The following is a 12,606-nucleotide window of genomic DNA, read 5'->3' on the forward strand; positions in this document are numbered from 1 at the left end:
CGGTAGTTCAGTCGGTTAGAATACCGGCCTGTCACGCCGGGGGTCGCGGGTTCGAGTCCCGTCCGCTGCGCCATATTGAAGTATCAAAGAAAGCGACCTTCGGGTCGCTTTTTTTGTGCCTGCGTAAACGGGCCATGACGTTACTGCTCGAAGCCCAGCTGAGCGGCGCGCATTGCATAGATAAAGTTTTCGACCAGTGGCGCCCTGGGGCATCAGCCTGATTTACAGGCCCATTGATGAATTTTCTGCAGTGATCGTCTAGCTGCGGTTTCAGTGATCCGCCGATGTGTTGCACAATAGGCGTTGATTGTTTTACTCAGGATTTGCAATGTCAAAGTCAACCGTCTTCAGTGCGCTCGGGCTGGCCCTTGTGCTGGCGGGTGTTTCCGGCTGTTCTTCGAAGAAAACTGCCATCTACGAACACGAGAATTTCGACGACTCGGGTACCTTTTCGCGCAATTTCCCGGTCAGCGAAGCGGGTTCATGCGAAGCGGCCCGCCGCGCCTTGCTCAGCCAGGGCTACATCATCACCAGTAGCGATGCCGGGCAGGTCAACGGCAACAAGAGCTTTCAGCAGACCGGCGACTCGCACCTGCAGATCAGTTTCAACGTGGTCTGCGCCCGCGACAGCGGCGATGAGCAGCGTTCGACCATATTTGCCAACGCCCTCCAGGACCGCTATGCGCTGAAAAAGTCCAATACCTCGGCCAGCCTCGGCGTTGGCATCCTCGGTTCGGTGTCGATGCCGATCGGCTCCACCGATGACTCGATGGTTAAGGTCGCCAGTGAGACGGTGACGTCGGCCAAGTTTTACGAGCGCTACTTTGCACTGGTAGAAAGTTTCCTGCCCAAAGAGCAGAAGAAAGCGCGGAAAAAGCCGGCAGAGAAGCCTGCCCCAGCACTGGGGATGCCTGAAGCCAACCCTGCACCTGAAGCTGCTACCTTGGCTCCGGTCCAGGCGCCTGAGCCAGTGCCTGCGGTCATTGAGCCGGCCCCTGTGTCACAGCCACCCGCCGCTGAGGCTGCGGCAGCACCGGTGGTGGATGACAGCACTGGCTCGATGCCGGTGGCGCCGCCGGTCGACGCGGCGCCGATCAATGTCGAGCAGCCAGCGCCTGCTGCGCCTGAGCCTGTTTCGACCGAAGTGCCGGTGGTGGTGCCTGGCAGCAACCCTGAACAAGCGCCGCAGTAAAGCCACGGTAATTTTCGCCGTTGCTGCTACGTTGTTTTGATAAGCGTCATTGTCATTTTTCTTTCATCGCGGCACTTTAGGCTCGATGACTAATCAATGAAATGAATGAGAAACGACGGAGCAGACGATGGACGACTATCAGGAAGAACTACTCGAGTTACGCGCCTTCGAGCTTGACCCGCCCGAGCCTGCTGAAGACGCCACCGAACTGTAATTTCAGCCGGTTCGTCGCTGGCTGCGGCGAAACGCTCCTGGGGTCATGCTGTTCCAGCGCTTGAATGCGCGTTGGAACGCTTCGGCCGACGCAAAACCGAGCAGGTAGGCGATTTCGCCCAGCGCCAGTTCGGTGTCACGGATATAGGCCATGGCCAGATCGCGGCGAGTGTCGTTGAGGATGGCGCGAAATTGCGTGCCTTCTTCAGCCAGCTTGCGCCGCAGTGTCCAGGTCGGCAGTTGCAGGTGCTGCGCCACTTCCTGCAGATCCGGTTCCCTTGCGCCATTTAGCAGCGGCCCGAGCAAATGGGCGATGCGTTCGCTCAAGCTGCGGATGCGTGTGCGCTGCTCCAGTTCTGCCTCACACAAGTTGAGCAAATGCTGCCAAGTGCTTGGGCAGTGCGCTGGGTTGCGCAGGGCAAGGCTTGTTCGATTCAGTCGCAGCTGGTTGGTCTGCGCGCCAAAGTGCACCGCAGTGCTGCACAGCGCCTGGTAGTCGGCGGCATAGGCGGGCGCCTCGAACTCGATGTCCAGTCGCTCAGCCACCAGGCTCACCCCTGCCAGGTTTGATAACTGAGCGAGCCAGCCAGACAGCAGTGAATCCACCACAAAGCGGTTGTAGTCGTTGTAGGGGCTGATGGAGTAAAAGCGCAGCCAGGCGCCAGTGCTGTCTTCATGAAAACTCGAATGGCCGCGGTAGTTAGCGGCATACAACGGTTCGAAGCGCAGCAGGGTGCGCGCCGCCTCCCCGATGGTGGGAGCCTGCGCTGCAGTGACCCCGGCCAGGCCAGCTTGGCTCAGACGGCTGATAGCGCCCATCTGCAAGCCCAAGGCCGGGTCGCCGGTCAGTTCGATGGCGGCATGGCCCAGGTGCATATAGCGTGGGATAGACAAGCGTGCGCCAGCTTCATTCAGGCGGGGAGCGTCCAGGCCATAACGCTGCAACAGCGCTGTGGGCTCGATGCCGCGCTGCTGCAGGGTTTCACTGAGGCTCTGGATAAAACCGACTGAGAGATCCCCGAGGCGCATCCGTGGGCGGGTCATGGCCGCACTACAGCCACAGGTTCAGCAGCCGCGCACCGTTGGCGTGATTGCCATTCAGGTTGAGGCCGCCGCGATTGGCAAAGCCCTGGCCCTCGGCAACCACATCCCAGAAACGCCCACGCAAGAATACACTCATGCTGCTCATGTCGCCGGGGTTGGCGCGCAGGGTCAACTGTTGCCAGGCCTGGGCTTCGCTGACTTCGCCGGGTTTGAGCGGCAGTGAGGCAGCCAAGGGTTGATGACGATTGCCACGCCAGGGCGCGTTCCAGCTGTCCTTGCCACCGAGAAATGCCGGGTTGGCAATGAACTGCGCCGATTGGTTGGCCAGTTGTTGTTGGTTGCTCGGATACCAGCTATCGCTGCCGATTAACACGCCCAGGCGTCCGGCCGGGGTCTGCACAACGTGTGGTGGCTGGTCGGTGCCACTGTCGATGTAGCGGCGCACATCGCTGTCCGGGTGTTGTTGGCGTTGTGGCTGGCCGAGTATTGAGCCGTCACCGGCAAATACCAGACTGCTGTTGTACAGGGCGCCTGAACCGACCCGCAGGCTGCCTTTCTCGACATACGGAGAGGGCAAAATAATCGAGCCGGCCACCAGCGTGACACCGAACTCTTTGGCCAGGCCACCGAACAGCTGTTGGTAGTCGCGGGCCATCTGCTGCGCCTTCATACGCAGGTGCGCATCGGCGCGCCAGTCGTCGCCCTCGGCGCCAAGCATGGCCAGGCCGTAGCTGATCGGGTTGCTCAGCTCCAGCCATTGCCAGGCCTCGCGGCGTTCGGTGACTTGGTACAGTTCGTTCTTTTCGCCCCGCGCCCACAGCCAAGTGCCGATATGTTCGGGCAGGATGACGATGGTGCGGGCGCTGACCAGGCCTTGCGCGCGCGCTTGCTCAAGGTACGCAGCCAGCTTGCGGTGCAGGCGCTGCAGGCTCTGGTAGTCACTGGGGAACAGTTGCGGCTCGACCCCCAGTAAGTTGCCATGGTCGGCGCGGACGCCCTCACTTAGAGCCAGCTCGACGCGCAGGTCTGATAGGTAATGTCCACTCGGCCGCTGCTCAGTCCAGAACCCGTAGCCACAGAGCGCAGCAATGACAACCAGCGCCAGGGCGCTTAACAGTAGTTTTCGCATGAAACAGCACAGCGCCAACAAAGGATTCGGCCCTAAGGGTAGACCTCAGGTGCAGTAGGATCAATAACTTGTCATTTTCGATCATTGAGCCGCGCAAGCTAGCTCTTTAATGTCGTCCACAGATAACCGACAGGCCCCGCCAGCCGTGCGAGGCGCCTGCATTCCGTGATTACGTCTGTTGTGGAGTTCAATATGGTCGCCGCTCAATACCCGCACCTGCTCGCCCCGCTGGATCTGGGCTTCACCACCTTGCGCAACCGTACCCTGATGGGTTCGATGCACACCGGTCTGGAGGAGAAGCCCGGTGGTTTCGAGCGTATGGCCGCCTATTTTGCCGAGCGCGCCCGTGGCGGGGTCGGTCTGATGGTTACCGGCGGTATTGGCCCGAACGTCGAGGGCGGGGTGTATTCCGGTGCCGCCAAGTTGAGTACCCCGGAAGAAGCCGACAAACACCGCATCGTTACCAAGGCCGTGCATGAGGCCGGTGGCAAGATATGCATGCAGATTCTGCATGCCGGGCGTTATGCCTACAGCCCCAAGTCGGTGGCGCCCAGCGCCATCCAGGCGCCGATCAACCCGTTCAAGCCGCGTGAGCTGGACGAGGAGGGCATCGAAAAGCAGATCCAGGATTTCGTCACCTGCTCGTTGTTGGCGCAAAGCGCCGAGTATGACGGTGTCGAGATCATGGGCTCGGAAGGCTACTTCATCAACCAGTTCCTCGCCGCCCATACCAACCACCGTACTGACCGCTGGGGCGGCAGCTACGAGAACCGCATGCGCCTGGCAGTGGAGATCGTCAGCCGTGTGCGTGAGGCGGTGGGCCCGAATTTCATCATCATCTTCCGCCTGTCGATGCTTGACCTGATTGAAGGCGGCAGTGACTGGCAAGAGATTGTGCAACTGGCGCAAGCGATCGAAAAGGCCGGCGCGACCCTTATCAACACCGGTATCGGCTGGCATGAAGCGCGGATCCCGACGATTGCCACCAAGGTGCCACGGGCCGCTTTCAGCAAAGTCACCGCCAAGCTGCGTGGCGCGGTGCAGATTCCGCTGATCACCACCAACCGTATCAACACCCCGGAAGTGGCTGAACAGATCCTCGCCGACGGCGATGCCGATATGGTCTCCATGGCGCGGCCGTTTCTCGCCGACCCTGAGTTCGTCAATAAAGCCGCCGCCGGGCGTGGCGATGAGATCAACACCTGCATCGGTTGCAACCAGGCCTGCCTCGATCACACCTTTGGCGGCAAGCTGACCAGTTGCCTGGTCAACCCACGGGCCTGCCATGAAACCGAACTCAATTACCTGCCTGTCACTCAGGTCAAGCAGATCGCCGTGGTCGGTGCTGGTCCAGCCGGGCTGGCTGCCGCCACCGTCGCCGCCGAACGTGGCCATCAAGTGACGCTATTCGACTCGGCCAGTGAAATCGGTGGCCAGTTCAACGTCGCCAAGCGTGTGCCGGGCAAAGAGGAGTTCTTTGAGACCTTGCGTTACTTCAAACGCAAGCTACAGACTACCGGTGTCGAGCTGTGCCTCAATACCCGCGTCGATGTCGAGCAATTGGCCAAGGGCGGGTATGACGAGATCATCCTCGCCACCGGCATTGCGCCACGCTTGCCGGCGATTCCGGGGATCGAACACAGCAAGGTGCTTAGCTATCTGGACGTGCTACTTGAACGCAAGCCAGTAGGTCAGAAAGTCGCGGTGATCGGTGCTGGCGGTATCGGTTTTGACGTCTCCGAGTACCTGGTGCACCAGGGGGGGGCCACCAGCCAGGACCGTGAAGCGTTCTGGAAAGAGTGGGGTATCGATACCGCGCTGAACGCTCGAGGTGGAGTTGCCGGGATCAAGGCTGAACCGCATGCGCCAGCGCGCCAGGTGTTCTTGCTGCAACGCAAGAAAACCAAAGTGGGCGATGGCCTGGGCAAGACCACCGGCTGGATTCACCGTACCGGTCTGAAGAACAAGCGCGTGCAGATGCTCAACAGCGTTGAGTACCTGAGTATCGACGACGCCGGCCTGCATATCCGTATCGGTGAGGGCGAACCGCAACTGCTGCCAGTCGATAACGTGGTGATCTGTGCCGGGCAAGACCCGTTGCGCGAGCTGCACGAAGGCTTGCAAGCGGCCGGGCAGTCGGTGCATTTGATCGGCGGTGCCGATGTGGCTGCCGAGCTGGACGCCAAGCGGGCGATCAACCAGGGTTCGCGTCTGGCTGCTGAGCTCTGAGTGAGGCGCACGGCGGGGTGCCGATCCCGCCGCGCTGTTAGACTGCTGCTTCCTAGTGGCAGTGATCTTTACATGTTCGGCTTTGATTCTCTTCCCCATGCCCCGCTGCAGCGACTGGAACTGAGCTGGTTACGTCCGTTCGGTGTTGAGTTGGCGGTGCTGCGCCTGGATTTGATTGATCCGCTGATCAGCGGCAATAAGTGGTTCAAACTGCTGGAACACCTGCGTGTGGCCCAATATCTAGCCGCCCCCGGTGTCATCAGCCTGGGCGGCGCTCATTCCAATCATCTGCACGCGCTGGCAGCTGCCGGTAAGCGTTTTGGTTTTGCCACGGCAGGCTTGTTGCGCGGGCATTTTCAGGACACCCCCACAGTGCGTGACCTGCAAGCCTTTGGTATGCACTTGCATTGGTTGGGCTATGCCGGGTACCGAGCGCGGCATCAGCCCGACTTCTGGCAGCCTTGGCAGAGCCAATACCCGGGCTGGCACTGCATACCTGAAGGCGGTGGCGGTCCGTTGGGAGTCAAAGGCTGCGCCCAGATTGTTGAGCAGGCTCGCGCACAGTTGGCAACGCTGGGGTGGCCGGACTATGACGGCTGGTGGCTGGCGGCGGGAACAGGTACCACCTTGGCCGGGTTGGTGTTGGCTGAGGGTGGTGCCCATCCAGTGCATGGCGCCTTGGCTGTGCCAATGGACCATGGCGTTCCTGCACAGGTTCAAGCCCTGGCCGGGGCCTATGGATATCGTTTGTACGAAGCCAGTCGCGGCGGTTTTGCCTATGTCGATGAAGCCTTACTGGCGTTTATCGCCGCTTGCGAGGCCGAATCCGGTGTGCCGCTGGAGCCGCTTTACACCGGCAAGGCACTGCTGGCCTTGCAACAACAGGTGGAGGCGGGTGCCTTTACCCCCGGCACCCGGCTGATTTTCCTGCATAGCGGCGGTCTGCAGGGCCGCCGCGGCTTTGCTTAGTTGTTGCGCGGCAGCATCCGCACCAGGGTGTTATCGCGCTGCACATAGTGGTGATAAAGCCCGGCCAAGGCATGCAGGCCGATCAGCCAGTATCCCCAAGTGCCGATGCGCTCATGCCAGCCTTTGATGAATTTGGCCAGGTCCGGATCCGGTGCAATAAGTGCCGGCAGCTCAAAACCATAGAAGGGGATGGGTTTGTTTGCCGCGCTGAGAATCAGCCAGCCGGCCAGCGGCAGGCCGATCATCAGCAGGTACAGGGCCAGGTGCATCAAGTGGGCCAGGCCAGTCTGCCAGGCCGGCGGAGCAGGGACGATCGGCGGCGTGGGGCGGCCCAGACGCAGGGCCAGGCGCAACCAGACCAACACGAAAACGCTCAGGCCGAGCATGAAATGCAGGTCTTTCATCAGGTTGCGTTCGACGCTGTCCTTGGGGAACAGGCCGCGCAGTTCGATCAAGGCGTACACCGCTGCCAACAGCACCAGCATCAGCCAGTGCAAAGTAATCGATAAACCGCTATAGCGGTCCTTGGGCGAATTCAGGGTCATGGTCATTCCTTGTCATCAGGTTGAAGTTCGCGCTCTTGGCGGCGCAATGGGAATCACTGTAATCGCTGAGCAGCCGATTCCCCATCAATTGCAACAAAAAATTGCCGACGCCGTATTGACCTGTCGCTAGAATTCGCCGTTTCGTCCTCCTTCGTTCACAAGGCTTTTGAAATGCTGATGGCGTCGTTGATTTTCTTGCTAACCATCACCCTGGTGATCTGGCAGCCCCGAGGCTTGGGCGTTGGTTGGAGCGCCAGTGGTGGCGCCTTGTTGGCATTGCTCAGCGGGGTGGTGCAGTGGGGTGATATCGCGGTGGTCTGGCAGATCATCTGGAACGCTACCGGCACTTTTATCGCCCTGATTATCATCAGCCTGCTGCTCGATGCTGCGGGTTTCTTCGCCTGGGCGGCCTTGCATGTGGCGCGCTGGGGGCGAGGAAGTGGCCGACGGCTGTTTTGTTATATCGTCCTGCTCGGAGCGCTGGTCTCGGCGTTGTTCGCCAATGACGGTGCAGCGCTGATCCTGACGCCCATTGTGGTGGCCATGCTTCTGGCCTTGCGTTTCAGTCCGACGGCGACCCTGGCGTTTGTCATGGCCGCAGGCTTCATCGCCGACACCGCCAGCCTGCCGCTGGTGGTGTCGAACCTGGTCAACATCGTTTCGGCCGACTTCTTTGGCATCGGTTTCAATCGCTACGCCGCGGTAATGTTGCCGGTCAACCTGGTCGCCGTGGTGGCGACCCTGGCAATGCTGCTGTGGTATTTCCGCCGAGACATCCCGGCTAATTACGACCCTCTGCAACTGGACCGTCCGCGTAGCGTGGTGCAGGACCCGGCTACCTTCGTTGCCGGTTGGCTGGTGTTGGCGATTTTGTTGATCGGCTGTTTTGCGCTGGAGCCGCTGGGTATTCCCATCAGTGCCATTGCGGCGCTGTGCGCGATGGTGCTGCTGCTGGTGGCCGCGCGTGGACACAAGATATCCACACGCAAGGTGCTCAAAGAGGCACCCTGGCATATCGTGGTGTTCTCGTTGGGGATGTATCTGGTGGTCTATGGCCTGCGCAACGCTGGCTTGACTGACTATCTGGCCGGCTGGCTGGATGACTTTGCCCGTGGTGGAGTGTGGGGCGCCGCGATGGGCACGGGGCTGCTGGCAGCAGTGCTGTCGTCGATCATGAACAACCTTCCGACCGTGCTGATTGGTGCGCTGTCGATCGACGCAAGCTTGGCCACTGGCGTGGTCAAGGAGGCGATGATCTATGCCAACGTGATCGGCAGCGACCTGGGGCCGAAAATCACCCCGATCGGCAGCCTGGCCACGCTGTTGTGGTTGCATGTGCTGGAGCGCAAGGGGGTGAAGATTGGCTGGGGCTATTACTTCAGGGTCGGGATTGTACTGACACTGCCGGTGTTGCTGGTGACCTTGGCAGCGTTGGCGCTGCGTTTGAGTCTGGGTTGACGAGGGTATCCACTCAGCCTGGCAGGTTCGGCCACTGATCCGACACCAGAAACACCCGTTGCGCTTCCTGCCAGTCGCCACCTTGAACCTCCACCATGCGCACCAGCAGTTGCGCGGGTGCCAGAGGATCAAGCGCTTGCAGCCAATTCCCCAGGCGTGCTGCTGACCAACATGCCTCGGCTTCACACCGCGCCGGCGCCAGCCAGGCTTGGCGTGGCAAGGGCTGCCAGTAGCCGTCATCACTGTGCTCGACAAAGGTCGGCCAATCGCACTGATGCAACCATTGCCCACGCAAGTGCTGCGGATGTGCGCCGGCAGGAGAGTCGGCATGGCTGGGCCAGGGGTAGAACAGGTAGCCGCCAAGCCAGAGTTGCGCGCTGAACCGCTCGATACCCAGGGCTGCCAGGGCTGCACGGCTTTCGACGCGAGCAGAGATCGGCAGTTGGTGACCGCTCAGGTGTGCCAGCTTGCGGTCCAGGCGGTCGTGACAGCCTGGGCCCAACCAGTGCGCCGGGTCCTTGCCATCGCCGCCTGGCGGCCCCAGATAGAGTTTGATCGCCAGCTCCAGGTGGTGCACGCCTTGCCCATCGCGCAGGAGAATGTCCAGCTCACCCAAGGTGTGGCCCCCGCTGCGGATCGGTAGATTGGCGGCCAACAACTCAACCCCCGGTGCCTGCTGCAAGGCAAACTGCCAGAGACGTTCGTAGTACAGGCCTAGTCGCCGGGTGCTGGTTTGCGCTAGCCAGTGGTGCAGCGCGCTGCTGTCGTGATCCAGGCCATATAGCCATTGCTGCAGGCGTTCAGGGTGGGCGACCCAGTCACTGCCCGCCAGCGGATGACGCTGTGGCCAGGGCGTGTCGCGCAGCAGCGGCGGGGCGAGGATGACCCAGGCCAGGTCGCGCACGTGGGGCTGGCGCAACAGGCGGGGCAGGTCGATCAGGCCGGGAAAAGGGTTCATCCAGCGAGCATAGCCGCTAAGCTTCAGGCCTTGGCGATTTTCTCCGGCGTTTGCTGCTAGCCGACGCTTTCGCCCATAATCGAACTCTTTGGCGCCATTGCGCCTCTTTACCCGCCGTAGCGTCTAGCAGGAGCCCCATGGAGCAATTTCGCAATATCGGTATCATCGGTCGCCTTGGCAGCTCGCAGGTGCTCGATACTATTCGCCGACTGAAAAAATTCCTGCTGCAACGGCATCTGCACGTCATCCTCGAGGACACGATTGCCGAAGTCCTGCCTGGCCACGGCCTGCAGACCTCGTCGCGCAAGCTGTTGGGTGAGGTCTGCGACCTGGTCATCGTGGTTGGCGGTGACGGTAGTCTGCTCGGCGCCGCCCGCGCCCTGGCTAAGCACAATACGCCGGTATTGGGCATCAACCGTGGCAGTCTAGGCTTTCTGACCGACATCCGCCCTGACGAGCTGGAGGTCAAGGTCGCCGAAGTGCTCGACGGTCATTACCTGGTGGAAAACCGCTTCCTGCTCCAGGCCGAAGTGCGCCGCCACGCTGAAGCCATCGGCCAGGGCGATGCGCTCAATGACGTGGTCCTGCACCCGGGCAAATCGACGCGGATGATCGAGTTCGAAATTTACATCGACGGCCAGTTTGTCTGTAGCCAGAAGGCCGACGGCCTGATCGTCGCTACGCCGACGGGCTCGACGGCTTATGCGCTGTCAGCGGGCGGGCCGATCATGCACCCTAAACTCGACGCTATCGTCATTGTGCCGATGTACCCGCACACCCTGTCCGGGCGGCCGATCGTGGTTGATGGCAACAGTGAACTGAAGATCGTGGTGTCCAAGGATCTGCAGATCTACCCGCAGATTTCCTGTGATGGCCAGAACCACTTCACCTGCGCCCCTGGCGACACCATTACGGTGAACAAAAAGCCGCAGAAGCTGCGCCTGATTCACCCACTGGATCACAATTATTACGAGGTCTGCCGGACCAAACTCGGTTGGGGCAGCCGCCTGGGTGGTGGAGGCGAGTGATGCTCGATCCAGCCCGTAGTTACGACCTGATTGGTGACGTGCACGGCTGTGCGCACACCCTCGAACGCCTGCTCGATGCCCTTGGCTACAAACGCCAGGGCGGCGTCTGGCGCCATGCCCAGCGCCAGGCGCTGTTCCTCGGCGATATCATCGACCGCGGCCCGCGGATTCGTGAGGCGCTGCACATCGTCCATGACATGGTCGATGCAGGCCAAGCCTTTTGCATCATGGGCAATCATGAGTACAACGCGCTGGGTTGGAATACCCCGGCTTTGCCCGGCAGCGGCAAGCAGTTCGTGCGCGAACACAACCCGCGCCATGGTCGCCTGATCTACGAAACCCTGACCCAGTTCGAGCAGCATCCAGGCGATTGGCATGATTTTCTCGAATGGTTCTACGCGTTGCCGTTGTTTATCGATGCCGGGCGCTTCCGTGTCGTGCATGCCTGCTGGGACCCGCGGCTGATCGAACCATTACGCCAGCAGCATCCTGATGGTCGCATCGACGAGCATTTCATTCAGGCTTCAGCAGTGCCGGAGAGCTTTGCCGCGACGGTCTGCAACCGCCTGCTGCGCGGTACCGACATGCGCCTGCCGGACGGTTTGACCCTGACCGGCGGCGACGGCCTGACCCGGGCTTTCTTCCGCACCAAGTTCTGGGAAGAAGACCCGCAAACCTACGGTGATATCGTCTTCCAGCCGGATGCCTTGCCGGAGAAAGTCGCCAGTACGCCACTCAGCCACACCCAGAAAAATGCCTTGCTGCGCTATGGAGAGGAGGAGCCCATGCTGTTTGTCGGCCATTACTGGCGCAGCGGCAAGCCGGCACCGATCCGTTCCAATTTGGCCTGCCTGGATTACAGCGCGGTGCTGTATGGAAAGCTGGTCGCTTACCGACTCGATGATGAAACCCAAATCGACCCGCGCAAGTTCGTCTGGGTCGATGTGGACCGGCCGGAGGCCAACCAATGAGTGCAGTGGTGGTGTTACGCATGCCCTTGAACTCTGACCTCAGTGGCTTTGTCGGCCTGTTGCGGCGCCTGCAGGTGCCGCACCGAGTCAGCGAGGAGGGCGGAGATCAGGTGTTATGGGTGGCGGAAAACCTCGCGGAGGATGTCCGCGCGCTTTACCAGCGCTTTCCCGAAGGCGATGCCGACTTCCAGCTGCCCGCCGATGCCGCCCTGGCGCCGCCGTCGCGGCCGGGTTTCACCGAGCAGTTACAGGCTAGCAAGGCCACTGCCGTGGTGCTATTGCTGTGCCTGATCGTCGCCGGGCTGACCGGGCTTGGCGATAACTTAGCGACCCTGAGTTGGCTGACCTTTCTCGACTTTCGCGTGCAGGGCGAGTACCTGTACTTCACCCCGCTGGACGCCAGCCTGGCAGACGGCCAATGGTGGCGCCTGTTCACGCCGATGCTGGTGCATTTCGGCATCCTTCATCTGGCCATGAACGCCCTGTGGTATTGGGAGTTGGGTCGGCGTATCGAACTGCGCCAAGGCCCTTGGTCGCTACTCAGCCTGACCCTGTTGTTCAGCCTGGTATCCAACGCCGCGCAGTACCTGTTTGGCGGGCCGAGCCTGTTTGGCGGTTTGTCGGGGGTGCTCTACGGCCTGCTTGGGCACGTCTGGCTATACCAGTGGCTGGCCCCCAATCCGGTTTACCGCATGCCGCGGGGGGTGCTGGTGATGATGCTGGTCTGGCTGCTGTTGTGTCTGTCTGGATTGGTCAGCCTGCTGGGCTTCGGCCAGATTGCCAACGCCGCGCATGTCGGCGGGCTTTTGGTCGGTTGCCTCAGCGGGCTCTTGGGCGGGGCGCTGGCCCGGCGTAAACTGACGGCTTGAT

The 12,606-nt window shown here is 61.2% G+C and carries 11 protein-coding genes; 7 read left to right on the top strand and 4 right to left on the bottom strand.

What is annotated here, in order from left to right:
- The first annotated feature begins 328 nt into the window (after window positions 1-328).
- Window positions 329-1,192 (top strand): DUF2242 domain-containing protein, encoded by an 864-nt coding sequence (locus ACQRAX_RS23970; RefSeq protein WP_412040688.1) that lies wholly within the window; start codon window positions 329-331, stop codon window positions 1,190-1,192.
- A 216-nt stretch (window positions 1,193-1,408) separates the two neighbouring features.
- Here the strand turns inward: ACQRAX_RS23970 and ACQRAX_RS23975 are convergent, their stop codons facing one another.
- Entirely contained in the window at window positions 1,409-2,449 is a 1,041-nt protein-coding gene (locus ACQRAX_RS23975) for an AraC family transcriptional regulator (RefSeq protein WP_412040687.1), read from the bottom strand.
- 7 nt (window positions 2,450-2,456) lie between these two features.
- The gene (locus ACQRAX_RS23980; protein WP_412040686.1) at window positions 2,457-3,578 is read right to left on the bottom strand and encodes a nitrilase-related carbon-nitrogen hydrolase; all 1,122 of its coding nucleotides are present in this window, start codon (window positions 3,576-3,578) and stop codon (window positions 2,457-2,459) included.
- A gap of 192 nt (window positions 3,579-3,770) precedes the next feature.
- Here ACQRAX_RS23980 and ACQRAX_RS23985 point away from each other — a divergent pair, with 192 nt between their 5' ends.
- A complete protein-coding gene (locus tag ACQRAX_RS23985) occupies window positions 3,771-5,807 on the top strand; it encodes an FAD-dependent oxidoreductase (protein ID WP_412040685.1) in 2,037 nt (678 codons plus the stop codon).
- A gap of 72 nt (window positions 5,808-5,879) precedes the next feature.
- Entirely contained in the window at window positions 5,880-6,776 is an 897-nt protein-coding gene (locus tag ACQRAX_RS23990; protein ID WP_412040684.1) for a 1-aminocyclopropane-1-carboxylate deaminase/D-cysteine desulfhydrase, read from the top strand.
- On the opposite strand, the gene ACQRAX_RS23995 is transcribed toward ACQRAX_RS23990, so the two are convergent.
- Complete coding sequence (locus ACQRAX_RS23995; protein WP_412040683.1) at window positions 6,773-7,321, bottom strand: cytochrome b; 549 nt, start codon at window positions 7,319-7,321, stop codon at window positions 6,773-6,775. The two genes, ACQRAX_RS23990 and ACQRAX_RS23995, sit on opposite strands and share 4 nt — an antisense overlap.
- A 171-nt stretch (window positions 7,322-7,492) precedes the next feature.
- On the opposite strand from ACQRAX_RS23995, the gene ACQRAX_RS24000 reads away from it, so the two are divergent.
- Complete coding sequence (locus ACQRAX_RS24000) at window positions 7,493-8,779, top strand: arsenic transporter (RefSeq protein ID WP_412040682.1); 1,287 nt, start codon at window positions 7,493-7,495, stop codon at window positions 8,777-8,779.
- Window positions 8,780-8,792: 13 nt separating this feature from the next.
- Here ACQRAX_RS24000 and ACQRAX_RS24005 read toward each other — a convergent pair whose 3' ends face one another.
- On the bottom strand, window positions 8,793-9,737 hold the full coding sequence (locus ACQRAX_RS24005; protein WP_412040681.1) for a DUF1853 family protein: 945 nt from the start codon (window positions 9,735-9,737) through the stop codon (window positions 8,793-8,795).
- A 137-nt stretch (window positions 9,738-9,874) separates the two neighbouring features.
- Between ACQRAX_RS24005 and ACQRAX_RS24010 the strand changes: the two genes are divergently transcribed.
- From ACQRAX_RS24010 to ACQRAX_RS24020, 3 genes are read left to right on the top strand one after another with little or no spacing between them, the layout of a single operon-like run.
- On the top strand, window positions 9,875-10,765 hold the full coding sequence (locus tag ACQRAX_RS24010) for an NAD(+) kinase (protein WP_028945842.1): 891 nt from the start codon (window positions 9,875-9,877) through the stop codon (window positions 10,763-10,765).
- On the top strand, window positions 10,765-11,736 hold the full coding sequence (locus ACQRAX_RS24015; protein WP_412040680.1) for a metallophosphoesterase: 972 nt from the start codon (window positions 10,765-10,767) through the stop codon (window positions 11,734-11,736). The genes ACQRAX_RS24010 and ACQRAX_RS24015 overlap by 1 nt, the downstream gene beginning before the upstream one ends.
- Window positions 11,733-12,605 (top strand): rhomboid family intramembrane serine protease, encoded by an 873-nt coding sequence (locus ACQRAX_RS24020; protein ID WP_412040679.1) that lies wholly within the window; start codon window positions 11,733-11,735, stop codon window positions 12,603-12,605. Before ACQRAX_RS24015 ends, ACQRAX_RS24020 begins: the two co-directional genes overlap by 4 nt.
- Window position 12,606 lies beyond the last annotated feature (1 nt).

It is taken from the genome of Pseudomonas sp. UM16, from assembly GCF_050312595.1.
GTDB lineage: Bacteria > Pseudomonadota > Gammaproteobacteria > Pseudomonadales > Pseudomonadaceae > Aquipseudomonas.